We start from the raw sequence: 26,462 nt of genomic DNA, 5'->3' as shown, positions 1-26,462 counted from the left end.
CCATGAAATAATATGAAAACAGGCGCTTATCGGCATGGACAACAAATATTTGCTAAAAAACAGCATTAATTATAGCTATTCTTTTTTATGTTTAATGGACAAACAAAGGAAATATGTTAACATAGATGCACTGAACGCCGTTAGGTATGTTGACCTTCCCAAAAACTTCCTAAGCTTCAGTATACAGCTGTAGAAGCTGTTTTTCTCTGTATATGCGGCGCAGTACGCCAAAAAGCCTGAAAGCATTGCTGCTTCCAGGCTCTTTTTTTGATTTTATTTAGACGGCTGTTTTTCCAAAGCTTCGTTGTCATCCCGTTCATGTGGCATGAGAAGCGGCTTTGGAACAGCCTTTTTCTTTGTAGCTTCCGAAACAATAAATATGAGTATAAACGCGATAATAACGATGACCGTACGGAATGGGAAAAGCACAATCCCGTCTTCAATCATGGGGTACGGAAGAAAGACCGGCAGGCCGATTGCCGGCTCCCCGCCGCCAAGGCGCAAAAAGACCGATACAATAAATGCTGTAAGGGAACCGTACACGTTCGCATTTTTATAAAACAGAGCCATGGTCAGCTGCGGGAATAAAATACAAAAAATCAAATCCGACGCCAGGTACCACAGGGTATATACACTTCCAACATTTAAAGCAATCAGGGTAGAAGCCGCTCCGATAATCACAATCGAGGTCTTGATCACTTTTTTCAGTTCATCGTTGGAGGCTTTCGGACGAACCAGCGGACGGTATATGTTCCATGAAGCCATCGAGGATGCGGACAGAATCGAGGAGTCCATGGAAGACATAACGGCTGCTGCAAGAGCCCCGAGGCCAATCGCCGCTACCCACCCCGGCGTCAGATGCTGGAGCACCTCCGGCAGTACCATGGCCGCTGTTTCCGGTGCTGACGTCCCAAAGGACGCCCAGTCAACGTTATAGCCGATGATACCAATAAGCACAGCCGGGACAGCCGCAATAATGCATACGACACCGGCAATGATCGAAAACCACATCGCCGTTTGTTCATCTTTAGCGGAGAGCACGCGCTGGAAATAGACCTGCCAGGCAATGCCGCCGAAAATCAACAGAAAGGCATAATCCCACCAGTTCCAGAAATAGTTCCCCCATTCCGGATGATTCCACCCGTCAAGCGGCGGAAAAAGGTTCGCATAGGTGCCAAGATCCGCCTGATAATCGTTCCAGTTGACGCTCAGGCTGCCGGTACTGCCAAAGGCAAACGGCAGCACCAGAAACAAACCGCCTAACAGCAGAATCATCTGTAAAAGGTCTGTGTAGGCCACCGCCCACATGCCGCCAAATACGGTGTAGGCGATCGCAATAACGGCTGAAATAACAATCGACGTCGTAAAATCGATCCCTAAAATCGTACCGAATGTCGTGCCTAGCGCTGTCAGAATAGCGCCGCTCCAGAACATTTCCCCCAGGAGCGCCGGAAGATACAGCAGACCGCCCATTTTCTTCCCAAACCGCTGTTCGAGCGGATCAATAATGGTTTTGAATTCATAGCGCCGCATTTTTCTCGCATAAAAAATACCGCCAATAATAAGACTGAGGGCATAACCCCAGGGCGCCTGGGCCCACACGAGGCCGTCAACGTAGGTTGATTCGGCGGTGCCGTTAATATAACCGCCGCCTACCCAGGTGGCAGCCATAGTAAAAATCATGATAACAAGCGGCAGACTCCGTTTGGCCACCATCATGTCGTCGAGGGAATCAGACTTTTTAGCGGCAAAATAGGCGCCGACATAGTACATCAAAGCATAGAAAACAAGCATGGCAATAAAGCCGCTCCACATCACGTCGTCACCAGTAGCAATTATGTAAATCAGTACTGCTGCTACTAGAAGGACAAATCCCAGACTCTTTAATAAGTTTAAATTTTTCTCGATCACGAGCAACACCTCTATTTTTTATAAAATTCTAAATATTGCGAAAACGTTTTCCGGAGAGATAAAGTAAAACTGTTATCTCTCTTTTTCATCGTCTTCTTCTATCGGAATATATTTAAATAATTCTCCTGTTTCCATAGACTCCACGAGACGACTCAGCCATTTGTAGTACTTGATCGACTGGCTGAGGATCCGCTGGATCTCCCGTGCTTCTTCTTTTATGGACTCTTCTGCTTCTTCCGACTGAATCAGCATGTCCAATTGTTCCCAGGCGCTTTCAATGGCGCTCAAATTCGTCCGCACTTCTCTCTCCCACTGCTGAGTAAAGAAGTTGGTGAAAAAACGGAAAAAATCCTTTTCGGCTACGTAGGTCTGCTTTCGCTTTCCGCGCCGGTGCGTTTTCTTTACAACATTGAACTCCTGAAGCTTTCGTACTCCGGTGCTCATACTCGGTTTACTCATTCCGAGTTTTTCTCTCATTTCATCCAGCGTCATATCGCCTTCCACATACATTGTCCCATACAAAGTGCCAACGCTTCTTGTGACACCGTACAAATCCATGGTTTCAGCCAGGGAATCAATGATAATGTCTTTGGCGCCTTCGAGTGACTCCCTCCATTCATCCTGGTGATGAGAATCCGTCATGGGCTCCTCCTTTTCTATTAAAAAAATTCAATTTGTTAAATATTTTCTTCACAGTTTCTAATCTTAACGTATAAAAATCTCTTGTCAAATGCCTGACTAAAAATATCAGCCGGCAGTTCTTATGTTTATTCCCCGGGAAATAAAAAGCCTTCGGATATATTCGCACGCGCGTGAAAAAGTCTTATAAATCTTTTTTAAAATTTATTTATATCGGGCTGATAACCTCGAGCGCCACTAAAAATTTTCCGGCAGGTCTTTGACAAGATGTTCGAAAGCTGATAAATTTAAGTTATTCAAAACGTTAAATATTTTTTTAACAAAGTTAACAATTAGGAGGCATACACATATGGATATTCGCATGTACATTGACGGCGAATGGGTCGACGCTGCTAACGGCAAAACCCGGGACATTATTAATCCGCTTGACCAAAGCGTTATCACGCAGGCAGCGGAAGGCTCCCGTGAGGACGCTGTAAAAGCCGTACAGGCTGCCCGCCGGGCATTTGACAAAGGGCCATGGGCCTCTACAACCGCTTCGGAGCGCGGAGCTTACGTATTAAAGGTAGCCCAGCTCATTGAGCGGGATAAGGAAGAACTCGCAGAGCTCGAGACGCTCGATACAGGTAAAACAATGGGAGAAAGCCGTGCCGATATGGACGATATCGCCGGAGTGTTCCACTATTTTGCCGGACTTGCGGATAAAGACGGCGGCGAATACATCGCTTCCCCGCTTCCGGACTCAGACAGCAAAGTCGTCCGTGAGCCTGTGGGCGTATGCGGCCAGATCACCCCTTGGAACTACCCGCTGCTGCAGGCATCCTGGAAGATCGCACCGGCTATTGCAACGGGAAACACCATTATCGTCAAACCAAGTGAAATTACGCCGCTTACGACCGTCAAGGTATTTCAGCTGATGGAAGAAGCCGGTATTCCGGCAGGGGTTGCCAACCTTGTGCTCGGAAAAGGCACCGACGTAGGTGCGGAGCTTTCTGAAAGCGTGGACGTGGACCTGATTTCCTTTACAGGCGGTATTGAAACCGGCCGTAAAATCATGCAGTCCGCCACCTCCAATATGAAAAAAATCGCCCTTGAGCTTGGTGGCAAAAACCCTAACATTGTTTTCGCCGATGCGGATTTCGAGCTAGCCGTAGACCAGGCGCTAAACGCCGCTTTCTTCCATGCCGGACAGGTTTGTTCTGCCGGAGCACGGCTTTTGGTGGAGGAATCTATCCATGACGATTTCGTCAACGCGATCGTTGATCGGGTGAAAAACATTCGTCTCGGCAGTGGCCAGGATGAAGAAACACAGATGGGACCGCTTATTTCTGCGGAGCACATGAGCAAGGTCGAAAATTATATCGAAATCGGTAAACAGGAAGGAGCAACAGTTGCTGTTGGCGGCAAACGCCCGGACGACGAAACGCTCCAAAAAGGATTCTTTCTTCTGCCGACGATCTTTACCGACTGCCGCTCCGACATGAGAATCGTGCAGGAAGAAATCTTCGGCCCGGTACTTACCGTGGAAACCTTCACCTCTGAAGAAGAAGCCGTGGAAAAAGCGAACGACACGGTTTACGGCCTTGCCGGCGCTACGTTTACCACAGACATCAGCAAAGCCGAGCGGGTGGCCTCCGGCCTCCGTCTTGGCACCGTCTGGATCAATGACTTCCATCCTTATTTTGCCCAGGCGCCTTGGGGCGGCTACAAGCAGTCCGGCATCGGCCGTGAGCTTGGCAAGGTCGGCATGGAGGAGTACACCGAAACCAAACACATCTTCCGTAACACGAACCCGGAAGCTCTGAATTTTTTCTAGATCGACAGCAACAGATAAATACAAACTCTATAAATAATCTCTCGTTCTTTATGTTGAGTAAGTGTCATTTTATTAATAACTCTCTACGAAATAACATAGTTGGATCAAAAGTTATTATATAGCTTTACACACATCGTTAAACAAAGAAAATCTTTGGGGGTGCACAATATGAGTGAAACATTTGACTATGTAATTATTGGTGGAGGCAGTGCAGGATCTATACTTGCGAACCGGTTAAGCGCCGATAAAAATAATAACGTGCTTGTACTAGAAGCAGGGCGAAGTGACTATGCGTGGGACTTACTGATTCAGATGCCTGCGGCACTGCCGTTTCCAGCAGGAAAGAGCCTCTATGACTGGAAGTATCTGTCTGATCCGGAACCATACATGAACGGTCGCCGCATTAAGCATGCGCGAGGAAAAGTACTTGGCGGATCCAGCTCTATTAACGGAATGATTTATCAGCGCGGAAATCCTCTCGATTATGAACGATGGGGGGCAGACGAAGGTATGGAGGAGTGGAACTACGCGCACTGTCTTCCATACTTCAAGCGGTTGGAAAACGCGATGGCAGCTGAAGAAGGTGACGAATTCCGCGGGCAGGACGGTCCGCTGAAGCTGGAACGGGGGCCAGCAACGAGTCCGTTGTTCCAGGCGTTTTTTGAATCAGCCGTAGAAGCAGGCTATACGCGCACACCGGACGTGAACGGTTACCGCCAGGAAGGATTCGGGCCGTTTGATAAGCATATCCATAAAGGCAGACGAATGTCTGCTTCCCGTGCATTTTTGCACCCGGTTATGAATCGAAAAAACCTTACAGTAAGAACCCGTGCGTTTGTTGAAAGCATAGATTTTAACGGGACAAAGGCAGAAAGTGTAACATATCAACACAATGGCAAAACGCTGAAGGTGAACGCCGGAGAGATCATTCTTTCCGGTGGCGCCATCAATTCTCCGCAGCTGCTTCAGCTTTCCGGAGTCGGGGACGCTGAACACCTGCGTTCGCTTGGAATTGAGCCGGTAGCTGATCTGCCGGGTGTCGGTGAAAATCTGCAGGACCATTTGGAAGCATATATTCAGTATTCCTGCCCACAGCCGGTTTCCATGCAGCCAAGCTTGAATAAGTTAAAAATGCCTTGGATTGGTCTGCAGTGGCTGTTTGGCCGTAAAGGTCCCGCAGCGTCGAATCATTTTGAAGGAGGCGGCTTTGTCCGTTCTAACGAGACTGTTCCTTATCCGAATTTAATGTTCCACTTTCTCCCGGTAGCAGTACGCTATGACGGCAAGAAAGCAGATACGAAGCACGGATTCCAAGTGCACGTTGGGCCAATGTATTCTGATGCAAGAGGAAGCCTGAAGATCCGCTCCAGGGATCCAAGGGAGCATCCAAGCATGGTGTACAACTATCTTTCCACGGAGCAGGATAGACGCGAGTGGGTTGAAGCGATCCGCATTTCCCGTGAAATCATGGCGCAACCAGCCATGAAACCATTCAATTCTGGAGAGATCGCTCCAGGGGACGCTGTACAGACAGACGAAGAAATTCTGGAATGGGTTGCGAATGATGCCGAAACGGCGTTGCACCCGAGCGGTACTGCGAAAATGGGACCTGCTTCAGACCCAATGGCCGTTGTTGATCCGAAGACGATGAAAGTGCATGGAGTCGACAATCTTCGCGTAGTGGATGCCTCCGTCATGCCCTATGTGACGAACGGAAACATTCATGCACCCGTACTCATGATCGCTGAAAAAGCAGCGGATCTGATCCTTGAGCAACAGCCGCTCGAACCGATGCATACAAAATTTTATCGTCACGGCGTTGATCCGTCGGATGCAGGGACAATTAAGTCCTAAAATAAAATATAAAAAGGATTCTTTTTATCCAGCGCAGCTTTTTGTAGGAGCCCTCGCTTTGGAAAAAAGGATCTTTTTTCATTCATTAAGGAGGATTTTCCCATGAGCATGAATATGAAAGTCGAAAGCATGTTAAGCTATCACACATTTGAAGTACCTACAGCAATCAAGCACGGCATCGGTGCCATTAAACATATTGGTGAAGAAATCAAAGCCTTCGGCTCTGACAAAGTGCTGCTCGTCACAGACCCGGGCATCCATAATGCAGGCGTAACAAAGCCCGTTATCGACAATCTTGAAGCTTCCGGTGTAGAGGTTGTTCTCTTCAATAAAGTAGAGCCAAACCCTCCCGTGCGCCTGATTGAAGAGGGATCCAAATTTTACACAGCAGAAAACTGCAACGGCCTGATCGCTGTCGGCGGCGGAAGCTCAATGGACACTGCAAAGGCCATCGGCGTTGAAGCTACCCACGAAGGCTCGATTCTCGATTATGAAGCTGCTGAGGGCAAAAAGCCGCTGGAGCGCCGCATCCCGCCATTCATAACTGTACCAACAACAGCAGGCACCGGCTCTGAAGTAACCCAGTGGGCAGTAATCACAGACGAAGACCGTGAATTTAAATTTAACACCGGCGGCCCGCTCATTCCGGCATACGTAACCATTATCGATCCGGAGCTGCACGTTTCCATGCCTCCGCACGTAACTGCAATGACCGGTATTGATGCGATCGCTCACGCGGTTGAATGCTATACAATGAAATTCGCCCAGCCTGTCACAGACGCAGTGGCTCTGCTTGCGATTGAGTACGCTGCAAAATACATCCGACGCGCCTATGCCGATGGTGAAGATCTTGAAGCCCGTTACGGCATGTCCCAGGCTGCGATGCTTGCAGGCCTTTCCTACGGCAGTGAATCTGCCGGTGCTGCGCACGCCATGAGCCAGACGCTGGGCGGTATCATTCCAGTAGCACACGGCCAATGCGTCGCAGCTATGATGGGACCGGTAATGGAATACAACTGGAAAGGTGCCCCGGAACGCTTTGCACGTGTCGCCCAGGCATTTGGCATCGACACCGCACGTATGAGCACCGGGGAGGCAGCTAAAGCTTCTGTGCAGTATATGTATGATCTTGCAGAAGAGCTCGACATTCCTTCCCTCGAGGAGCAGGGCGTAAATCCTGACATGACCGAGCGTCTTGCCAAAGAAGCAATGAACGACCCGCAGACAGAGGGCAACCCTCGCGACTTGAAAGTGTCCGACTACGAGTGGATCTACAAGCGCTGCTTCCATCAGGTGCCAAAAACCGTTTAATATTATCCTTACGTAAAAGCCGGAAAGAGAGCGCTCCTCTTTCCGGCTTTTTTATATTATCCAGCGCAGATTTAAAACTCTTCATACACCGCCGGATCCTGATCATTTATGCGTCCGTCCGGCTGGGTCAGTGAGGCAAGCATTTCCATCTCCCCTTCGTCGAGCGCAAAGGAAAAGATCGAAAGGTTTTCAATCTGCCGGCGGGGCGACATCGATTTTGGTATCGGTATCGTGCCCAGCTGATAATGCCAGCGAAGAATAATCTGGGATACTGTTTTATTGTGATTATTTGCTATTTTACGGAGCGTCTCATCCTGCAGCACGTCGCTCGCCTTTGCAAGCGGACTCCAGGATTCGGTCTGAATATCATGCTTTTCATGCCATTTTCTCGATTCTTCCTGGTTAAAATACGGATGCAGTTCAATTTGATTAATGCTCGGCTTCACGCCTGTCTCCTTTTCAAGATGCTCCAGATGTTCCGGCAAAAAGTTGCATACCCCGATGGAGCGGACCAGCCCCCATTTTTTGGCCTCAATCAATGCCTGCCATGCTTCAACGTAATGGCCCTGCTTCGGGTTCGGCCAATGAATCAAATACAGGTCATAGTAATCCAGCCCTGCGCGGTACAGCGACTCCTGTATTGCCGGCACGGCCTTTTCATATTCATGATAGCGTCCCGGCAGCTTGGACGTAATCCGCAGCTCCTGCCTCGGAACAGAGCTGCGCCGCACGGCCTCTCCTACTGTGCCCTCGTTTTCATAGTTGTAAGCCGTATCGATCAGACGGTAGCCTGCATGAATTGCCTGGTCCACAGCATTGGCCCCTTCGTTTCCAATCACCGCCGCTGTCCCAAAACCGATAACCGGAAGCGTCAGGCCGTCATTCAGGCGGATTTCCGGAATGGAATTATTCATCAATGACTCATCCTTTCCCTGAAAGCTCAAAATATGGTCATGCTTTTATTCGGTAATTGTCTTCCCTTTTTGGGATGTTTATTAACCTGGGTAAAGACAGAAATATAGTATTGTTTAAAGATTTTAAAAAACAAAAATTCCACCACAGCGTGTACATACTGTGGTGGAATATCTAAAGTCTTATACCTGTTTCAATGCTCTCCCTGCTCACGTATAGCATGATATACTGCTCCGAGCAGATTGGAATGCTGGCGGAATTTAAAAGCTGCGATCGATGGCTTGATTTTCCCCAATGGCAGAGCTTCCATGATCCTGTCCAATTGTTCATTCACCTTTGCAATAAGATCCTCACGCGCGCTCACTCCGCCGCCAATGGTGATTAGCTCCGGGTCATACATATATTGCAGGTTGTAAATGCCTGCCGCTACATAGTAATAAAATTGCTCTACAGCAGCGGCAGCTTCCTGATCGTGCTCATCGGCAAACCGGAACACGTCTTCTCCCGTATAGTCTGCGGGGTCTCTATGCTTCGCATTGGCAAACCGGCGCACTAATGCCTGCGTCGATGCCAGCCCGCTCCACGTCTGGTTAAATCCCGGATGGTCTGTATTTAAAAGCATGTAGCCAAATTCACCGCCGTGCAGATTATTTCCCCGGTGCAGCACTCCATCCTTAATAATCGCTCCCCCGATGCCTGTTCCAATAACGATCGACAGCATGTTCCGGACCTGGGTTCCTGCCCCTTTCCACACCTCCGCATATGCTGCACAATTCGCATCATTTTCTATATAAACCGGCAGCTGCGCTCGTTTCTGCAGCAGGTTTTTTATGTTCGGACCATGCAAATAGGGAAGAGCGCTCGAGCCTTTGATAATACCTTCTTCAGTTACTGCACCCGGTGAACTCACTGCGAGTGCATGCACGGGAGAAAGTTTTTCACAAAGCTGCCCTACTGTCTCCACTAAGTCATCGACGCTGGCAGGGCTTTTGATTTTTTCTTTTAATGGCATCGTTCCCTCTTCGGTGACCAACGCATACTTCATAAAGGATCCGCCCAAGTCTATCGCTAAATACGTCTTCATTTCATCCCCCGCTCTTTTATTTATAAGGCTCTTCTTCCACCTTAAGTTTACGGGTTTTAATCACATCCTGGAACCAATAGGCAGACTTTTTCATGGTCCGGTCCCGATTGTTTTCCAGGTCGATGGAGACAAGCCCATACCGGTTCTTAAACGCATTCATCGGAGATACGTTGTCCGAAAAGGCCCACAGCATATACCCCCGGCAGTTCACACCTTCACGGACGGCTTCAAGCAGCCACGATAAATGCTCCGTAATAAACGCAATCCGGTAATCATCCTGAATGATTCCTTCCGCATTCTTAAACCGCTGTTCATTTTCCACTCCCATCCCATTTTCTGCAATGAACCATTCAATGTTTCCATACTCTTCCTTCATGCGAATCGCCATGTCATACATAATACGGGGGAAAATTTCCCATCCGCGGTAGGGATTCATTTTTTTCCCCGGAAGGTCGAAGGGGTCGTAATAGTATCTTGGGTGAAACGGAACCTGCTCGTTCCAGCCAGCCGTTCGTGCCTGTACACGATGCGGGAAATACAGATTCAGCCCGACGTAATCCACCGTATAGCTGCGGATGATATCCAGGTCTTCATCGGTCGCTGTAAAGGCAATATCGTGCTTATCCATCAGCTCATACAGCTCTTTTGGATACTCCCCCTTAATCGTTGGGTCCAGAAACATCCGGTTGAAAAACAGGTCATGCTTGTTCGCCGCCTCCTGATCATGGGGCGCTGTCGAACGGGCATATGTGACTTCCGGATTGAGGATGACACCGATCTTCGCTCCGGTCCGCTCCGCGAGCTGCTTTTCCCGGAACAGCTTCACGACACGGGCGGTCGCAAGCGTTTTATGAAAGTTCCACTGCATCCATTTTTGAGTGTTTTGTTCAAAAGGGTAGCGAATGGCATCCAAATATATGCGGGTCTGTGGCACGATAGGCTCGTTAAATGTCAGCCAGTGCCTGACCCGGTCCCCGAGCCGGTCCATCACTTTTTCCGCGTATTTTTCAAACAGGTGAACAACATGCTTCGACTCCCATCCGCCGTACCGTTCAAACAGCTCGGCAGGAATTTCGTAATGCTCGAGGCAGATCATCGGCTCCACGCCCTGTGCGATTAATTCATCCACCATGCTTTCCACGTAGGAAGCATATTCTTCGTCGACAATCGCATTTTCATAGTCGGTTAAAAAACGGGACCAGTTCACGGAGGTGCGAAAATGCGTCAGGCCGATCGTTTTCATGTAGCTGATATCCTCTTTGTACCGATTTCTGAAATCGGTGGCTACGGCCGGCCCGTAGCCGTCATGCCAGACATGCCGATTGTTTTTATACCAAAGATCCATATATGAATCCTGGCTCTCCTTCTTTCCGGACCAGCCCTCCGACTGCCAGGCTGAAAGTGCGGCTCCGAGCATAAAATTTTCTGGGATAGTTAATGTTTTAATAGACATATTTCGACTCCTTCGTAGTAAAAATATCAGCCTTTTACAGCTCCCTGGGTCATGCCTTCAACGATTTGCTTTTCCATCAGCAGATAAAAAATGATTGTAGGAACCAGCACAAGGGTTAACCCCGCCATCTGAGCCGGATAATTTGTTGTATAGGCTCCAGCAAAGTTTGCCAGGCCGAGCGGCAGTGTTTGAAGCGCTTCGTCGCTGATGAGCACCAGTGCGAACGCAAATTCGTTCCAGTTATTGATGAAGTTGATAATGACTGCCGTAGCAATAGCCGGCCTTGTCATTGGCAGAATAATGGACCAAAAGATACGGAAGACCCCGCACCCATCCATAATCGCTGATTCTTCCATTTCCTTTGGAAAAGAACTCATAAAGCTGGTAAGCAAAAATACTGTGATAGGTAAATTGAATGCTACATACGGGAAAATTAATGCCCAGTATGTATTTAAAATCCCTAAATTCTGCATAAGTATATACATCGGCACAAGTGTGGCATGAATAGGGATCAAAAGGCCGATCACGAGAAAGCCATAAATGAATTTTTTACCCCGAAATTCAAACCTGGATAAAAAGTAAGCTGCCAGCGCACCGGAAAAAATAGAAATCAGCACAGCCACGGCTCCCACTAATACGCTGTTAAAGAAGAATGTACCAATATTTGCCGTCACCCAGGCATCCTGAAAGTTTTCAAACACCCAATTAGCCGGAAGGCCGAACGGGTTTAATGAAAAATCCTGGCTCGTTTTAAATGCGTTCATGATCATCCAGAAGATAGGGTATGCATTCACGATGGTGAATAAAATTAAAATAATGTATACAAGCGTCCGCCGGAGTTTTCTTTTTGTTTTCGCTACAGCATCCCGGTCTACGGTAGCCGCTTCTCTTGGTTCTGCTTTATTTCCCATCATATTTCTTTTCTCCCTTCTCTATGTTCTTTTAACACCCATTACCTTCGTCGTGATCAAAATCAGGATCAAGCTGAATACGAGAATTAAAATCGAAAGCGCGCTTCCATACCCGTAGCTAAGGCCTTCAAATGTTTCACTGTACATATAGGTGGCCATTACCTCTGTGGAATGCGCGGGCCCTCCCTGCGTCATAACATAAATCAAATCAAACGTTTTTAAGCTGCCGCTTATACACAGGACAATCGCGACTAAAATAACATTTCGGATGGAAGGGAGCGTAATGTGAATGATCTTATGCCATTCCCCTGCCCCGTCAAGCTCTGCCGCTTCAAGCAGCTCCTTGGGAATAGTCTGGAGAGCGGAAAGAAATATAATGAAATACAAACCAACAAACTGCCAGACTATCGTAATTAAAATAGCAAATATAGCGGAATCAGGGTTGCCAAGCCAGTTCTGCTGGAGAAAGCCAAGTCCTGTAGTCTCCAGTAAATTATTAAGAAGACCCTGCTCTGAGTTGTAGATCATTCTCCACGTAATGGAGATGACAACAGTCGAAATAACTACTGGCAGAAAACCGATCGTACGAAAGAACTTCGCTCCTTTAATTTTCCGGTTTAATAAAAGAGCCAGACCCAGTCCAATCGGAATTTGTCCGAGTACAGAGGCAAGCACGACTAAAATATTATTGCGCAGTGACAGCCAGAACGTAGAATCCTGAAAAGCAGTAATGTAATTTTCTATTCCGACAAAGCTCATGGCAGAAAACCCGTCCCAGGCCATAAAAGAATAGTAGAAAGAAATAAAAATCGGAATAATGCCAAATACCATATAAATGATTAATGGCAGCACCAAACCTAAACCAATTTTCCATGGACTTCTGAGTAAGTGCATTTTGTCCCACTCCTTTTTAGAAAACGCTTACATTATGATTATAAAAGGAGTGGTGGATACAAAAAATCGACTTTTTTAACATAATATCCACATTTATTGAATATTTGTTGTATGCATAGCCCGGTACTGCGTAGGGGTCGTTCCCTTATATTTCTTGAACACCTTCACAAAATATTTATACTCGCTGTAGCCGACATATTCGGCAATCTCAAATACCCGGTTAGAAGTAGTGACCAGCAGCTCTGAGGCTTTTTCGATGCGGAGCGTATTTAAATAATCTGAAAAGCTCAATCCTGTTTCCTGCTTGAATAATATACTGAAATAATTTGGAGTAATAAAGTGATCTTCAGCGATCGTTTTTGCCTGCAGATCGTGCTGATAATTATGCTTCATGTAGCTGAGCACCTGATCAATGATCCAATTGGTTTCTTTTCTGTTTGATAAAGCTCCGGCCATGCGAAGCATATCCTCCATGAAGAAGCTTTGAATATCCTCGGCTGTATTATAAATACGCGTATCGACGTCCTGCTGAAGCTTAAACTCGTTTATATCAAACGTCCGCTCCCGAATGTGGGAAAACACCTTGTTTTTTATTATTACTTCAAGCTCCCTCATCATACGGAATGCTGGTTCAACACCTGTATCTTTTTCAATTAATTCGTCAAATACTTCCTGTACCAGTTCTTTTGCCTCTCCAGTCCGCCCTTCCATAATAAAAACAGCCAGCTGATCCTGAAATGCTTTTGCAGCAGGCAGGGATGGCTCCTGTATTTTTTCATCCGGTCCGGATATAGCGCTTTTAGAGGTACCTCTGATGCTGGTTATAAATGTATCGGCTTGTTTATAGAGCACTCGTATATCCTGAAAAGGGCCCGAAGCAGAGACCGCTGCATGAACGTTTATCCCTTTCTCTTCGATTTGCTTTTGCAATTTCGTTATCCGTTCCTTCTTTATTGAAGAGTCTGAGTCATCCCCGCAGCATATATATATCCATTCATTTTCATGCCTCCATACACGGGCGAATTGCTTGGTCCACCGTGCCAGATTTTCTTCAATCATCTGCATTAACTGCTCTTTCTGCCCTTCTTTTTCCATCTTTTCTTTCCCCTGGGCATACCCTTTTATTTCTGCAACCACTACGTAACAGCTTTTGTACTGTTCTTCCCACTGAATCATTTCTTCAGCTGTAACATGGTGGCGGAAAAGCTGTTTTTGCACTGCGATCTTCAGCTTCTCCCCCGGGTCATTATGGTCGTTACCAGCATAATGTTTTTTGTGCTGAAGTCGTTTTACGATTGTTAACAGCTCTTCAATGTTAATCGGCTTCAGTAAAAAATCATTCACCCCCAGGCGGAGAGCCTGCCTGGCGTATTCAAATTCGTCATATCCACTGAACATAATCACTTCTACTCCCGGATGAAGAGCTGTCAATTCTTCTGTTAAAGCAAGCCCATCCATATTAGGCATCGTAATATCCGTAAGAACGATGTCTATTGTTTGTTCATTTAATATATCCAGCGCCTCCATACCATCATAAGCTACACCTTCCACCTTCACACCGATGCTTTCCCAATCAATCGTTTGAGAAAGTCCTTCACAGATCATAGGTTCATCGTCCACGATCAGTATTTTCGTTGTCATTTTCCTCCCCCTCCTCCTGGTTGAGGTGCAATTCATTATTTTTTTCTTTTAAAACAGGAAAACGTATTTGAATATGCGTGCCTGTCTTTACCGGCACTATGTTCAAACCAAATGCCTCTCCGTACGTGTTGGTAATACGCTTCTCAATATTTTGCAGCGCAAATCCCTGACGCGATTTAGGAGAGCTGCTTTTTAACTCTTTAATATTTAAGGCTTCAATGCCAAGACCGTTGTCTATAACGTCTATAATAAGCTTCTCCTTCATCCGGTAAGCCCGGACATCGATATGGATGGTCTGCTTATTTGCCCCCATCCCATGCTCAATGCTGTTTTCAATTAAGGGCTGCACAATCATTTTCATTACCGGCACCTTCTCCAGTCCCGTTTCTACAAATAAGGAATAATGAAGTTTTGCCCCCATTCTTCGTTTTTGAAGCTCCAAATAACTCTTCGTACTCATTAATTCATCCTCAAGGTCCACCCAGGTGTTGCCCTTGCTTAACGTATGCCGGAAAATCCGGGAAAGATCTTCAATGCTTTTACCAGTGTCAGGGGCTTTTTCCAGCCTCGCTGACCATCGGATCATGTCCAGGGTGTTGTATAGAAAATGCGGATTGATCTGACTCTGCATCGCCTTCAGCTCTGATTCCTTTGTCTTAAGCTCCAATTTATATTTTGTATTAATCAGTGATTGAATTTCCTGCACCATTCGGTTGAAGCGTCTGCTTAATGTACCGATTTCATCTTTGGAAGCCACTTCCACACGGGCAGTAAAATCACCCTTTTCCACCCTTTTAATTTCTCGTGTTAAGGCTCCGATAGGCTTCAAAACAAACATGAAAAAGCCTATGATGACAAGGATACTCAAAAGAATGGTGCCAATAATAATACCGGCAGTAATGTGGCGAACGTTAGAAAGCTCCGTTGCTATATACGATTCCTTCACCATGGAGACAAGATATAAATCTTCGAGCTGCTTGGAAGAAACGTAATAATCTTCACCGTTGTAGCTATATTTAAAGGGCTCCTCCTGTTCGTTTTTTATCCGCCGCATAAGGGTTTGGTCGGAAAAAGAGCGTCCGGCGGTTTCTTTGTCTGCATGAAGCATCAATGTACCATCTTCTCTCAGTACAAATAAGTCGCTGGAGTCATTTTCCATATCACTCATTAAATAATCATACAATTGCTGCTCATTTAGGTGGATTCGCACCTCCCCTATTGAATTCGTGAAATCATACCGGCTGTTAATCTGGCGAAACAGGCTGATCACTTTTTTCTCTTCTGCCGGAAAACCTGTCTGCACTTCATATGGATCTGTCCACAGCACGCGGCCCTCCAGTTCTCTCGAAGCCTTGATCCACTTTTTATTTTCATTTTCAACATAGTCCCCCATCATAATGGAGCGACCATTTTCCCCTTCAATAAAAACAGACTGGAAGTAGCTTTTATTTGTTAAATGGAAGGTGAAGAATGCACGCAGATTTTCATTCATGTTGCTGAATTCTTCCACTGTGGCCTCCCCGTCTTCCAGGGTCAAATATTGATAAAATTCATTATTATATATAATGTATTCCGAGATATCTTCAATCTCTCTCATTGTATTATTTAAATCAGCTTCAATGGAGGAAAGATTTTGATTGGAGGTTTCCAGTGCCTGCTGGCGCAGAATGTTATTGGACTGATAAAAAAAGATAACGCTTACTGCTAAAATAGGAAGTGTAGCCAGACAGAGAAATATGATGGTTGATTTTGTTTTGAGACTCCAGTCCTTTACTTGAAGCTTTTTACGCACTGCATCCGCCCTCCTTTCTCTGAACAAAAAGAAGGATAAACCTGAAATTCGGTCATCCTCCTTTTACCTAGTATATATGAAATTATCTTTAACGGGCAGATAGGCTGAACTACTCTACTTCTTTTTGCAGAGCTTCACCGATTTCTTCCGGCGTTGCTTCCCCAAGTGTTAAAGCCTGGAGTTGATTTTCCAATTCATCATTTAAACTCGGTGTAAGAGTGGCGTCATACACCGGCGCATTTTCGGCTTCCTGCGTAATTTCCATCATTTCATTTATTAGCGGATCCAGTTCATCATTTGGGTTTTCTACATTCGTTGGCACAATCCGGCCTACAGATTGAAGCTCTTTAAACAACTCTTCGTTGTAGAGCCATTTTAAGAATTCCTTGGCTGCTTCTTTTTTCTCGTCAGAGATATCACTGTTAATCGCGCTCGCACTTCCCATAGTATTTGAGATACTGTTACGATCCCCTAAAGGAATAGTAGTAATACCGATATCCTGATCTTCCTGTTTATTTTCGATAATTTCAGTAGCCGCCCAGTTGCCGTCCATTACCATGGCGGACTCCTCCTGCAGAAACTGGTCTATCATCTGCATGCTGTCAATCGTATTCAAATCATTATTAAACGCTTCCATGTTATTTAATTCTTCGATGACTTCAAGACCCTGAATAAACTCGGGATCAGTAAATTTTCTATCCCCATTTTCCACGTCCTCCAGGAAGTCAGGACCTGTAAATCGATCCGCTATAGTTGAAATGTAGACTGACTGCAACACCCATCCTCCTGAATTCCCAAGGGAGATTGGAGTTACCTCTTCATCCTTTAAATCTTCAATAAGCTGCAGAAATCCGTCGTAATCTTCAGGAAAGCTGTCATACCCTGCTTTACTCAGCATATCCTTGTTATAGTATATAAAATGGGTCGGGTTACTATTCACCGGTACTGCGTATGTGTTGTCTTCTATAGTAAATTCATCAAAGGAGCCTTCCTCCAGCAAACCGCTGTCAAGCCAGTAATCTTCAATATCATCGATTGGCTCCACCGCTCCGGCTTCTACAAGCGGTCGCAGCTCTGCTCCCGGCCACACCTGGAACACATCCGGCAGATCCCCGCCAGCGGCCCGTGTGTTTAACCTTGTACGATAATCGTCGTTCGGTGTTGTATTTACATCCAGTTGAATATCCTCATGCTCATCATTGAATTTATTTACTACTTCCATGAATGCTTCAAAGTCAGGGCGGCCTGTATCAGCCGATTTCCAGTAGCTGAGCGTGACCACATCGTCATCTCCGCCACTGCCGCTGTCATTTCCGCAGGCAGCCAGCCCCCCAAGTGCCAGTACGCCAGCCAATGAAGCCGCCACCGGCTTTTTCCATGTACTCCCCATGATTTATCCCCCTCATTAATGTAATCGCTTTCAAAAACAATCGTATCATCTGCCTTTCCATGAAGTAATACAACAAAATTTGAATAATATCTACTTTCTTAATCTGAGTGTTTACTATTATGTAAAAAGCCGCTCCAGGTTCTGGGCATACCAGAAGCCTAAAACGGCTTGTTTGTATTAATGTCCGGTAAACGGACTCGTTTTTACTTCATATCTCTGATGTCTTGCTTCTTTGAGCAAAAAAACGTATTTGGCCTGATGAATTTTGAACTGAATCGTAAGCTCTTCCGATGGCTCCACGCTTTTGTTCAACAGCTGCTGGTACTGCTCCATTTTTTCCTTCGCAGCGTAAATATGGTCCTTCAGCCGTTCGAGCTCCTGTTTTTTCAGCTTTTTTTTCAGTGGCATACAGATCCCCCTACAGCTCGCGACGTCCTTCAATCGCTTTTGATAATGTTACTTCATCAGCGTATTCCAGGTCTCCGCCGATCGGCAGGCCATGAGCAATTCTTGTCACCTTCATGCCGGTCGGCTTCAGCAGCTTCGAAATATACATGGCTGTAGCTTCTCCCTCGATCGTAGGGTTCGTCGCGATGATCACTTCCTGAATCTGCTCATCCTGCAGCCGGGTTAACAGATCTGGCACGTTAATGTCCTCAGGCCCGACGCCGTCCATCGGGGAAATCGCCCCGTGCAGCACGTGGTACAGCCCTGAAAACTCCCGCATTTTTTCCATCGCTATAACGTCCTTCACGTCCTGCACGACGCACACAATAGAGCGGTCGCGCTGCTTATCCTGACAGATATAACACGGATCCGTATCAGTAATATGGTGGCAGACCGAACAATACGTAAGCTCCCGCTTTGCGTTAACAAGCGCTTTAGCAAACTCGAGCACATCGTCTTCTTTCATATCTAATACATAAAAAGCGAGCCGGCCGGCCGTTTTCGGGCCGATGCCGGGCAGCTTCATAAAGCTGTCGATTAATTGCGAAATAGGTGTCGGATACTGCACCTGATCTCCTCCTAGAACATTCCGGGAATGTTCATTCCTTTAGTAAATTTCCCCATGTCCTGCTCAACGAGCTCATCCACCTTCTTCAGCGCTTCGTTCATTGCTGCAAGCATGAGGTCCTGAAGCATTTCCACATCGTCCGGATCAACAACATCTTCGTCAATTTCAATGTCTAAAATCTGCTTGTCCCCGGAAGCTACTACTTTTACCGCTCCGCCGCCGGCTGTTGCTTCTACCGATTTTTCCTTCAGCTCTTCCTGAGCCTTCTGCATATCCTTCTGCATTTTCTGCATCTGCTTCATCATATTTGCCTGGTTTTTCATTATAAATTCCTCCTCATATTAGTGATCCACAACTTCGACAAATTCAGAGCCGAAGCGCTTCACTGCTTCATCCACCAGTGGATCCGGCGGCTCTTCCTGCGAATTTTCCGGAGCTTCGGATTCTTCGTCCTCGGCTTCTTCTGTACCGTTTTCCTGCTGAGTCTGCTTATACTCTTCTTTAACCCTTTCCCATTCGTTCGAAAGAATCGTGTACGGCTCCAATTCTTTTCCTGTAATTTCCCGAAGGGCGTCGATAACTTCCTGGCGGAACTTTGTTTCAATCATATTGCGGTGCATTTCGTTTTTAAAGGCCAAAAGTACGGCTGTCTCATTCACAATCACTGGTTTGGAGTTGTTCAGCCAGGCGTGGCCGGGCACGCTTTTCTCCCGCATCGCGTTCATCACGCCGTTCCATTGGTTGGCCAGATCCTGCAGGTCCTGCTTTGTCGCTGTTTTTAGGATCTCTCTGACTTTACCCTGGGACGGAGAAGAAGAAGCTCCTTTTTTGGAAGCACGCCTGGCCGGCTCCGGATTAGGCTCTTCGGCTGCAGGGGCTTCCTGAACCGGAGCTGCCGGCGGCGCCGGTGTTTCTTTCAATGCTTTCTCAAGCGACGCAATACGGCTTTCCAGACGCGCAGCTCTGTCATCTGAAATACTGCTTTCTGCCGTTGGCGCGGTAGTACCGGCAGAGGTATGGCAGGACTGAATCAGCGCAACCTCCAGAAAGATTTTAGGATGGCTCGACCAGCGCATATCCTGATGGATTTTATTTAACTGATCAATCATCTGATAAATCCATTCTGCCGGGACGTCAGAAGACAGGGATTCAAACTCCTGATCGAGCGTGGCCCGGTCCAGCAGCTCCTGCATCCCCGGTGCTGCCTGATGCAGCAGCATATCCCGGAGATAGTAGATAATGTCTTCCATAAAACGAACAGGATCTTTGCCTTCCTTTACCAGGCGGTCGGCTGCCTGAACAGCTTCGGCTGTATTCTGCTCCTTCAATGCCCGCACAGTATCTGTCAAAAACTGCTGCGACACGGCTCCGGTGATCGCCAGTACGTCCTCTGCCTGCACCGCTTCCTCAGCAAACGACATGGCCTGGTCAAGCAGGCTGAGCGCATCCCTCATTCCACCTTCGGCCGCCCGGGCAATCAGGTAGAGCGCCTGTTCCTCCGCCGACTCCTGCTGCTCATCGAGTATATATTTCATGCGTTCGACCAGAGTCTCGGGCTGGATACGCTTAAAATCAAAACGCTGACAGCGGGAAACAATCGTAAGCGGAATTCTGTGCGGCTCCGTCGTCGCCAAAATAAAAACAGCATGCTTCGGAGGCTCTTCCAATGTTTTCAGCAGCGCATTGAAAGCCCCGGTCGACAGCATGTGCACCTCATCAATAATATACACTTTATAACGGATATCCCTCGGAGCGGCGATCACGTTTTCGCGGATATAACGAATTTCATCCACCCCGTTATTGGAGGCAGCGTCAATTTCTATTACATCCACAACGGAACCGTCCATGATCCCTCTGCAGGCATCACATTCGTTACATGGTTCAGCTGTCGGAGCCTGCACACAGTTAATCGCTTTGGCGAAAATCTTAGCGGCACTCGTTTTTCCTGTTCCCCGTGGGCCGCTGAATAAGTAAGCATGTGAGAATTTTTCCTGAACGAGGGCGTTTTGAAGCGTTTTTGTAATATGTTCCTGACCTACTACGTCTTCAAGCAGCTGCGGCCGCCACATCCGGTATAAAGCTTGATGGCCCAACCATATTCCCCCCTTCTTTTCCGTTTCTTCCTCTATTCATTATACCTATTTATAAAGGTATTTTCAAAACTCAAACAACCTGAAAAGGCATGCAAATATAAAAATAAAACGACCCCTGAGACGGAATCGTTTAGCTGATATGTTTATAGAGCCGTGCACCTTTCTTCGACAATATTTTCATAAGCGTTACCTGCGCAGTTTGCTCGGTCCAGGCAGCTCTGCGGCACACGGAAGAGTCCGCTTACTGCTGCTTCCTTCCGGACCTGACAGGGTTCGCGGGTTTCCGTTGCGCAGAACCTGGACGTCAACACCACTTACGCAGGGCAGACCCTACAAAAATAAAGCCTCGGAAAGGGATTCGGTCTTGCTATAGCGGATTGCAAGTACAGGGCACCGCTACCTCCCCACTTAGCACGGCAAATGGATTCACTCTATTTAGGCACTTCTTATCGAAGCGCATTAATAAGTATATCTATTTTTTCAGCATTATGCAACCGGTGAGGTTCAATCAGCAGACATAGATTTATATGGACCTTTACCGACTTCTTTTTCTTCCCACTCGGCAATTTTTTCTTTAATCAGGTGAGGCGGTGTATGCATGATTTGCTCAGCCGGGACATTCAGCTTTTCAGACAGCTTCTGCGCCGTTTCCACGGTAAATTGATTTGAACGCACTGGAAAACCCCCTGTTTATTCAATAATTTTGTTAAATATAGCATGACCTGCTTCTATATTCCAAATAGAATTAAATGACTGTAAAGCTATTCCCCGTTTTCCTGCTGCTTATTCTTTTTCTTCTCTCTCATTTGCCGGAAAAATGAAGTAAGAAGGTGTGCACAGGCGGCGCTTTCAACTTCTGGGATGACGTCACAGCGGTGATTAAAGCGTTCCTCCTGAAGCAGATTCATCAGCGTCCCGGCGCAGCCTGCCTTTGGGTCATACGCTCCAAAAACGACGGAAGGCACCCGGGACTGCACAATAGCTCCTGCGCACATCGGACACGGCTCAAGCGTAACGTAAAGCGTACATTCTTCAAGCCGCCAGCTGTTTAAAAACGTACAGGCTTCCTGAATAGCAATCATCTCAGCATGGGCAGTTGCCTGCTGGTCTTCCTCCCGCCTGTTTCGTCCCCGTCCGATCACTTCATTTTGATAAACGATAACCGCCCCGATTGGCACTTCCCCTGCTGCTTCTGCCTGCTCTGCTTCGCGGATGGCTTCCTGCATCCAATATGTATGTAGATCCATTACTGTCTGCCCTCTTTTCACTCGTAACGGATAGTGGCGTTAAAAAAAACTGCCGTCTGGGGCAGTTCTCACTGGTAAATTAATGGCGGAGGAGGAGGGATTCGAACCCCCGCGGGCCGCAAAGCCCCTGGCGGTTTTCAAGACCGCTCCCTTCAGCCAGACTTGGGTACTCCTCCATGCTGAAAATATGTAGCTTGGTGACTGACAACGATAATCATAGCACAGGCCCAACCGTTGATCAACCCATACAGAAAGAAAATTTCCCCGTCCCTCTACGGTTTACGGAACGGGGAGATATTATTTATACCGGTGCCTGCTGCTGCATCTCTTCAAATTCTTTGCTTGTGCACAGCACGTAGTGATCCTTTGTTACTTCCCGGAACTCAGGCTCCTCGCTTTGGTCATGATCCTCCGGGTTGTAAGCAAGCCGGCGTCTTGTGCGCTCGTGCACCGGATCGGGCTGTGGAATCGCAGATAGAAGTGATTTTGTATACGGGTGCAGCGGATTTCTGTACAGCTCTTCACTCGAAGCTAACTCTACAAGCCGGCCGAAGTACATGACACCAATGCGGTCGCTGATGTATTTTACCATGGACAAGTCGTGGGCGATAAACAAGTACGTTAAATCCTCTTCCCGCTGAAGCTTTTTCATTAAGTTGACGACCTGTGCCTGAATCGACACATCGAGAGCCGAAATAGGCTCGTCAGCTATGATAAATTCCGGCTTCACAGCCAGTGCCCGCGCAATCCCGATCCGCTGGCGCTGGCCCCCACTGAATTCGTGTGGATAGCGCTCCGCGTGCTCCCTGCTTAGTCCCACGGTCTCGAGAAGGTCATACACGCGCTGGCGACGCTCTTCTTTATCCTTTGCGAGGCCATGAATATCAATGCCCTCCGCAATAATGTCAATGACCTTCATCCGCGGATTCAATGAGGAATATGGATCCTGGAAAATCATCTGCATCTGTCGGTTAAACTTTTTCAACTCCGACTTGGATTTTTTTCCCTGAACATTTTCTCCCTTGAACAAAACCTCTCCGCTTGTCGCTTCGTACAAACGGATAATCGAGCGCCCGGTCGTTGACTTTCCGCAGCCCGACTCTCCAACAAGTCCGAATGTTTCCCCTTTGTATATATCAAAATTCAAGCCATCTACTGCCCGCACGACACTCTTCCTGCCTGTTTTAAAGTGCTGACTCAGATTTTTGATCTCCAGTAATTTCTCATCGCTCATATCTACTGTCCTGCCTCCCATTTCCCGTCCATCTCGTCAATGCGCTGCTGTACTGAGGCGGGTGGTTGTACGTCCGGTGAGTTTTCGTGCAGCAGCCATGTGGCCGCGTAATGCGTCTCTGAAACCTGAAACATCGGCGGCTGCTCTTCGTAATCAATTTTCAACGCGTACCGGTTCCTCGGAGCAAAGGCGTCTCCCTTTGGCGGGTGAAGCAGATCCGGAGGTGTTCCCGGGATGGCAAACAATTCTTCCTCGCGCTGATCCACCGTCGGCATAGAGCCGAGAAGCCCCCAGGTGTAAGGGTGCTTGGGGTTATAAAAAAGTTCATCGACAGAGCCGATTTCTACAATTTTACCGGCGTACATGACCGCCACACGGTCCGCTACGTTAGCAACAACACCCAGATCGTGCGTAATGAAAATGATCGAGGTTTCGAACTCTTCCTGGATGTCTTTCATAATATCCAGAATCTGCGCCTGAATCGTTACGTCAAGTGCTGTTGTCGGCTCGTCTGCGATCAACACCTTCGGATCGCAGGCAAGCGCAATAGCAATTACCACCCGCTGACGCATACCGCCGGAAAACTGGTGCGGGTACTGATTCATTCTTGCCTTCGCGTCCGGTATCCGGACCAGCTCCAAAAGTCGTACCGCTTCTGTTTTCGCTTCCTCTTTGTTCATGCCGCGGTGCATCCGCAGCCCTTCCATCACCTGCGTTCCCACCTTCATCGTCGGGTTCAGGGACGTCATTGGATCCTGGAAAATCATCGCAAAATCCTTGCCGCGGTATTTGGTCATCTGCTTATCGCTCAGCTTGGCAAAATCCTCATCCCCGTATAGAATATTGCCGTTTTTTATATACCCCTTCGGTGCCGGGAGCAGGCCCATCAGCGCTTTTGTCGTTACCGATTTGCCCGACCCGGATTCGCCTACAATCGCCAGCGTCTCCCCTTTTCCGACCGAAAAGCTGACATCTCTTACAGCCTGAACTTCCCCGTTCGGTGTTTTAAAGGAAACACTTAAATTTTTTACGTCTAAAATGGTTTCATTACTCATGTTCGTTCCTCCCACATTCTAATCGCGCATCTTCGGATCAAACGCATCACGCATACCGTCAGCCAGAATGTTAAAGGCAATCATTAACACCGACAGCACAACGGCCGGGAATATTAATACGTGCGGCGTCGTCTGCAGGGCGTCAAAGCCGTTATCAATCAACACCCCGAGCGAGGCATTTGGAGGCTGCAGCCCCAGGCCGATAAAGCTCAGAAAAGCTTCAAAGAAAATCGCGTTTGGAATTGTAAACATTGTATTGATAATGATTAAGCCCATAGTGTTCGGCACAAGGTGCTTGGTAATTACTTTCGAATTTGACAGCCCAAGCGTCTGCGAGGCCAGCACAAATTCTTCGTTTTTCAGCTTTAAGATTTCGCCCCGGACGATACGTGACATGCCAATCCACCCGGTAATCGCAATCGCAAGCGATATAGAGAGAATACCTGGATCCAGGACGACAATCATCAGAATTAAAATAACCAAATTCGGTATCCCGGAAAGAACTTCGAGTATTCTTTGCAGAATGTTATCTGTCTTTCCGCCAAAGAACCCGGAAATACCGCCGTAGGCAACACCTATAAACAAGTCAAGCAGCGTCGCGATGAGAGCAATGAACAGGGAAACTCTTGTACCGTCCCACGTCCTTGTCCACTGGTCTCTTCCTAGCCGGTCCGTTCCGAACCAAAAATTATTTTCTTCTACTCCGGCTGCCGCATAGCTGTCCACACTAACCTGCACCTGAGCAGAGCCTACAGAGCCATCGCCTTCGCTTAATGTTTCGTATTGAACATAATCTTCATTGCCAAAACGGCTCTCGGCATTTGTTTGAGCCTGCTCCGCTGTAATATTTTCAAAAACATATGTTTCCTGGCCGTCCATGCCCAGCCAGCCGATATTTTCAAGCACAGGAACTTTTGGAGGTAAATTCGACCGTGACAAATCCTGTTCTCTCGGGGTGTATTCATTCATCATTGGACCGAAGATAGCAAAAAATACGATGAGTAATAATGCTATTAAAGAAATCATCGCCGCTACGTTTTTACGCAGCGCCCGGAAAGCATCCTGCCAGAAAGTCCGGCTTGGACGGTTAATTTGCTCCATATCATCTTCCCGTACATCAGCTGGAGAGAATAGTTCTTTGTCGTATTTTTTTTCTTTATCATTTTCGTGCTGCATAACTTTTACTTCCCTCCATCCAGGCGGATTCTCGGATCAATGATACCGTAAAGAATATCGATGATTAAAATAATCAAAACAAATAAGAAACTAAAAAACAGCGTCGTGCCCATAATCATTGGGTAATCGTTTGTCGTTACAGCCGTAACAAACTGTTCCCCGATCCCCGGCACCGCAAAAATCTGCTCGATAACGAGAGTTCCTGTTAAAAGACTCACTGCAAGCGGCCCTAAAATCGTAATTAAGGGAATCAGGGCGTTACGCAGTCCATGCTTGAAAATAACTGCTGACCAGCCGACGCCTTTGGCTCTGGCTGTAGTGATGTAGTCTTTGTTTAATACCTCCAGCATCTCTGTACGCATAAATCTCGCACAAATGGCCATTGGAAATATAAGTAGCGCGATTGTCGGCATTATTGTATGGGCGAATGTCCCCCATGTCGCGACCGGGAACAACTGCCATTGCACGCCTAAAAAGTATTGAAGCAGTCCTGCAAAAATAAAGGACGGGATCGAAGTTCCAATAACTGCGAGCAGAGTAGAACCAAAGTCTAAAATACCGTTATGAAAAATTGCCGCAATCAGTCCTAAGAAAGCTCCTAAAATCGAACCAATGAAAAGAGATTGAATGCCCAGCTGCAGAGAGGGGCCAATCCGGTTTCCAAGAACCTCGGTTACTTCCCGGTTGTCAAACTGAAAGGAGATACCTAAGTTTCCCTGCACAAGCCCCAGCATATAGTCTACATATTGAAGAGGCACTGGTTTATCCAATCCGTACTGCTCCAGCACAATCTGCTGCTGGGATTCCGAAAGCCGGTCTGCCGAACTTAACGGCGTGCCGGGCATCAATTTCATTAAAAAGAACGTAACACTGGCGATAATAAATAAAGTAATCGCCATGTATACGATTCTAGTGGCAATATAACGTGCCATACATATTTCCTCCTTGTAAATGTCGCGATGTTTATTCATGGTGTGAACCTTTTAGATTTAGATACAAGGGAAAAGAGAGTATAAGCCAATTATTATGGATAT

Annotated in this window: 23 protein-coding genes, 1 tRNA gene and 1 other RNA gene; 3 read left to right on the top strand and 22 right to left on the bottom strand. The window is 47.1% G+C overall.

What is annotated here, in order from left to right:
* Positions 1-273 precede the first annotated feature (273 nt).
* A complete protein-coding gene (locus Q0757_RS10095) occupies positions 274-1,815 on the bottom strand; it encodes a sodium:solute symporter family protein (protein ID WP_084687282.1) in 1,542 nt (513 codons plus the stop codon).
* Between the two features lie 168 nt (positions 1,816-1,983).
* Complete coding sequence (locus Q0757_RS10090; protein ID WP_022792908.1) at positions 1,984-2,553, bottom strand: choline uptake/conversion transcriptional regulator CudC; 570 nt, start codon at positions 2,551-2,553, stop codon at positions 1,984-1,986.
* Positions 2,554-2,899: 346 nt separating this feature from the next.
* On the opposite strand from Q0757_RS10090, the gene betB reads away from it, so the two are divergent.
* From betB to Q0757_RS10075, 3 genes are all read left to right on the top strand, one after another.
* Entirely contained in the window at positions 2,900-4,366 is a 1,467-nt protein-coding gene (gene betB, locus Q0757_RS10085) for a betaine-aldehyde dehydrogenase (RefSeq protein WP_298786867.1), read from the top strand.
* Between the two features lie 168 nt (positions 4,367-4,534).
* Positions 4,535-6,220 (top strand): choline dehydrogenase, encoded by a 1,686-nt coding sequence (betA, locus tag Q0757_RS10080; RefSeq protein WP_298786865.1) that lies wholly within the window; start codon positions 4,535-4,537, stop codon positions 6,218-6,220.
* A 102-nt stretch (positions 6,221-6,322) separates the two neighbouring features.
* Positions 6,323-7,531, top strand: coding sequence for an iron-containing alcohol dehydrogenase (locus Q0757_RS10075; protein WP_298786863.1), 1,209 nt, complete (start codon positions 6,323-6,325; stop codon positions 7,529-7,531).
* Between the two features lie 71 nt (positions 7,532-7,602).
* Here Q0757_RS10075 and Q0757_RS10070 read toward each other — a convergent pair whose 3' ends face one another.
* From Q0757_RS10070 to opp3b, 20 genes are all read right to left on the bottom strand, one after another.
* On the bottom strand, positions 7,603-8,445 hold the full coding sequence (locus Q0757_RS10070; RefSeq protein ID WP_298786861.1) for an aldo/keto reductase: 843 nt from the start codon (positions 8,443-8,445) through the stop codon (positions 7,603-7,605).
* A 191-nt stretch (positions 8,446-8,636) separates the two neighbouring features.
* A complete protein-coding gene (locus Q0757_RS10065) occupies positions 8,637-9,527 on the bottom strand; it encodes an ROK family protein (RefSeq protein ID WP_298786860.1) in 891 nt (296 codons plus the stop codon).
* A gap of 16 nt (positions 9,528-9,543) precedes the next feature.
* On the bottom strand, positions 9,544-10,980 hold the full coding sequence (locus Q0757_RS10060; protein ID WP_298786859.1) for a glycoside hydrolase family 1 protein: 1,437 nt from the start codon (positions 10,978-10,980) through the stop codon (positions 9,544-9,546).
* Positions 10,981-11,006: 26 nt separating this feature from the next.
* Positions 11,007-11,894, bottom strand: coding sequence for a carbohydrate ABC transporter permease (locus Q0757_RS10055; protein WP_022792916.1), 888 nt, complete (start codon positions 11,892-11,894; stop codon positions 11,007-11,009).
* Between the two features lie 18 nt (positions 11,895-11,912).
* Positions 11,913-12,785 (bottom strand): carbohydrate ABC transporter permease, encoded by an 873-nt coding sequence (locus Q0757_RS10050; RefSeq protein WP_298786858.1) that lies wholly within the window; start codon positions 12,783-12,785, stop codon positions 11,913-11,915.
* Between the two features lie 93 nt (positions 12,786-12,878).
* On the bottom strand, positions 12,879-14,426 hold the full coding sequence (locus Q0757_RS10045; protein ID WP_298786856.1) for a response regulator: 1,548 nt from the start codon (positions 14,424-14,426) through the stop codon (positions 12,879-12,881).
* Positions 14,395-16,218, bottom strand: a complete 1,824-nt coding sequence (locus Q0757_RS10040) for a sensor histidine kinase (RefSeq protein ID WP_298786854.1) — start codon at positions 16,216-16,218, stop codon at positions 14,395-14,397. Before Q0757_RS10040 ends, Q0757_RS10045 begins: the two co-directional genes overlap by 32 nt.
* 109 nt (positions 16,219-16,327) lie before the next feature.
* Entirely contained in the window at positions 16,328-17,608 is a 1,281-nt protein-coding gene (locus Q0757_RS10035; RefSeq protein WP_298786852.1) for an ABC transporter substrate-binding protein, read from the bottom strand.
* Between the two features lie 177 nt (positions 17,609-17,785).
* Complete coding sequence (locus Q0757_RS10030; protein ID WP_298786850.1) at positions 17,786-18,016, bottom strand: YaaL family protein; 231 nt, start codon at positions 18,014-18,016, stop codon at positions 17,786-17,788.
* A gap of 10 nt (positions 18,017-18,026) precedes the next feature.
* Entirely contained in the window at positions 18,027-18,623 is a 597-nt protein-coding gene (gene recR, locus Q0757_RS10025) for a recombination mediator RecR (protein ID WP_091615138.1), read from the bottom strand.
* A gap of 11 nt (positions 18,624-18,634) precedes the next feature.
* Positions 18,635-18,946: a YbaB/EbfC family nucleoid-associated protein gene (locus tag Q0757_RS10020; RefSeq protein ID WP_022792923.1), complete on the bottom strand. Its 312-nt coding sequence runs from the start codon at positions 18,944-18,946 to the stop codon at positions 18,635-18,637.
* Positions 18,947-18,964: 18 nt separating this feature from the next.
* The gene (gene dnaX, locus Q0757_RS10015) at positions 18,965-20,716 is read right to left on the bottom strand and encodes a DNA polymerase III subunit gamma/tau (RefSeq protein WP_298786845.1); all 1,752 of its coding nucleotides are present in this window, start codon (positions 20,714-20,716) and stop codon (positions 18,965-18,967) included.
* 151 nt (positions 20,717-20,867) lie between these two features.
* Positions 20,868-21,133, bottom strand: an RNA gene (gene ffs, locus Q0757_RS10010) — signal recognition particle sRNA large type.
* An 87-nt stretch (positions 21,134-21,220) separates the two neighbouring features.
* Complete coding sequence (locus tag Q0757_RS10005; RefSeq protein WP_298786843.1) at positions 21,221-21,391, bottom strand: YycC family protein; 171 nt, start codon at positions 21,389-21,391, stop codon at positions 21,221-21,223.
* An 86-nt stretch (positions 21,392-21,477) separates the two neighbouring features.
* Positions 21,478-21,963: a tRNA adenosine(34) deaminase TadA gene (gene tadA, locus Q0757_RS10000; protein ID WP_298786841.1), complete on the bottom strand. Its 486-nt coding sequence runs from the start codon at positions 21,961-21,963 to the stop codon at positions 21,478-21,480.
* Between the two features lie 83 nt (positions 21,964-22,046).
* Positions 22,047-22,139: transfer RNA gene (locus Q0757_RS09995), tRNA-Ser, on the bottom strand.
* A gap of 125 nt (positions 22,140-22,264) precedes the next feature.
* On the bottom strand, positions 22,265-23,197 hold the full coding sequence (locus Q0757_RS09990; protein WP_298786839.1) for an ABC transporter ATP-binding protein: 933 nt from the start codon (positions 23,195-23,197) through the stop codon (positions 22,265-22,267).
* A gap of 2 nt (positions 23,198-23,199) precedes the next feature.
* Positions 23,200-24,252 carry an ABC transporter ATP-binding protein gene (locus Q0757_RS09985; protein ID WP_298786838.1) on the bottom strand — a complete coding sequence of 351 codons (1,053 nt, stop codon included), beginning with the start codon at positions 24,250-24,252 and terminating at the stop codon, positions 23,200-23,202.
* A gap of 18 nt (positions 24,253-24,270) precedes the next feature.
* A complete protein-coding gene (gene opp3C, locus Q0757_RS09980) occupies positions 24,271-25,428 on the bottom strand; it encodes an oligopeptide ABC transporter permease (protein ID WP_298786836.1) in 1,158 nt (385 codons plus the stop codon).
* Between the two features lie 5 nt (positions 25,429-25,433).
* The gene (opp3b, locus tag Q0757_RS09975; RefSeq protein ID WP_298786834.1) at positions 25,434-26,360 is read right to left on the bottom strand and encodes an oligopeptide ABC transporter permease; all 927 of its coding nucleotides are present in this window, start codon (positions 26,358-26,360) and stop codon (positions 25,434-25,436) included.
* Positions 26,361-26,462 lie beyond the last annotated feature (102 nt).

This window comes from uncultured Marinococcus sp. (assembly GCF_947493875.1).
Taxonomy (GTDB): domain Bacteria; phylum Bacillota; class Bacilli; order Bacillales; family Marinococcaceae; genus Marinococcus.
This window is presented reverse-complemented; position numbering and strand designations above follow the sequence as displayed.

Bases quoted from the DNA above. Each gene is read 5' to 3' on its own strand.
- tadA (WP_298786841.1), bottom strand. From the start codon at position 21,963: ATGGATCTACATACATATTGGATGCAGGAAGCCATCCGCGAAGCAGAG.
- Q0757_RS09990 (WP_298786839.1), bottom strand. From the start codon at position 23,197: ATGAGCGATGAGAAATTACTGGAGATCAAAAATCTGAGTCAGCACTTT.
- Q0757_RS10075 (WP_298786863.1), top strand. From the start codon at position 6,323: ATGAGCATGAATATGAAAGTCGAAAGCATGTTAAGCTATCACACATTT.
- Q0757_RS09985 (WP_298786838.1), bottom strand. From the start codon at position 24,252: ATGAGTAATGAAACCATTTTAGACGTAAAAAATTTAAGTGTTTCCTTT.
- Q0757_RS10035 (WP_298786852.1), bottom strand. From the start codon at position 17,608: ATGGGGAGTACATGGAAAAAGCCGGTGGCGGCTTCATTGGCTGGCGTA.
- Q0757_RS10030 (WP_298786850.1), bottom strand. From the start codon at position 18,016: ATGCCACTGAAAAAAAAGCTGAAAAAACAGGAGCTCGAACGGCTGAAG.
- Q0757_RS10060 (WP_298786859.1), bottom strand. From the start codon at position 10,980: ATGTCTATTAAAACATTAACTATCCCAGAAAATTTTATGCTCGGAGCC.
- opp3b (WP_298786834.1), bottom strand. From the start codon at position 26,360: ATGGCACGTTATATTGCCACTAGAATCGTATACATGGCGATTACTTTA.
- opp3C (WP_298786836.1), bottom strand. From the start codon at position 25,428: ATGCAGCACGAAAATGATAAAGAAAAAAAATACGACAAAGAACTATTC.
- Q0757_RS10095 (WP_084687282.1), bottom strand. From the start codon at position 1,815: ATGTGGAGCGGCTTTATTGCCATGCTTGTTTTCTATGCTTTGATGTAC.
- Q0757_RS10070 (WP_298786861.1), bottom strand. From the start codon at position 8,445: ATGAATAATTCCATTCCGGAAATCCGCCTGAATGACGGCCTGACGCTT.
- betA (WP_298786865.1), top strand. From the start codon at position 4,535: ATGAGTGAAACATTTGACTATGTAATTATTGGTGGAGGCAGTGCAGGA.
- Q0757_RS10065 (WP_298786860.1), bottom strand. From the start codon at position 9,527: ATGAAGACGTATTTAGCGATAGACTTGGGCGGATCCTTTATGAAGTAT.
- Q0757_RS10090 (WP_022792908.1), bottom strand. From the start codon at position 2,553: ATGACGGATTCTCATCACCAGGATGAATGGAGGGAGTCACTCGAAGGC.
- Q0757_RS10050 (WP_298786858.1), bottom strand. From the start codon at position 12,785: ATGCACTTACTCAGAAGTCCATGGAAAATTGGTTTAGGTTTGGTGCTG.
- Q0757_RS10055 (WP_022792916.1), bottom strand. From the start codon at position 11,894: ATGATGGGAAATAAAGCAGAACCAAGAGAAGCGGCTACCGTAGACCGG.
- Q0757_RS10045 (WP_298786856.1), bottom strand. From the start codon at position 14,426: ATGACAACGAAAATACTGATCGTGGACGATGAACCTATGATCTGTGAA.
- Q0757_RS10020 (WP_022792923.1), bottom strand. From the start codon at position 18,946: ATGAAAAACCAGGCAAATATGATGAAGCAGATGCAGAAAATGCAGAAG.
- betB (WP_298786867.1), top strand. From the start codon at position 2,900: ATGGATATTCGCATGTACATTGACGGCGAATGGGTCGACGCTGCTAAC.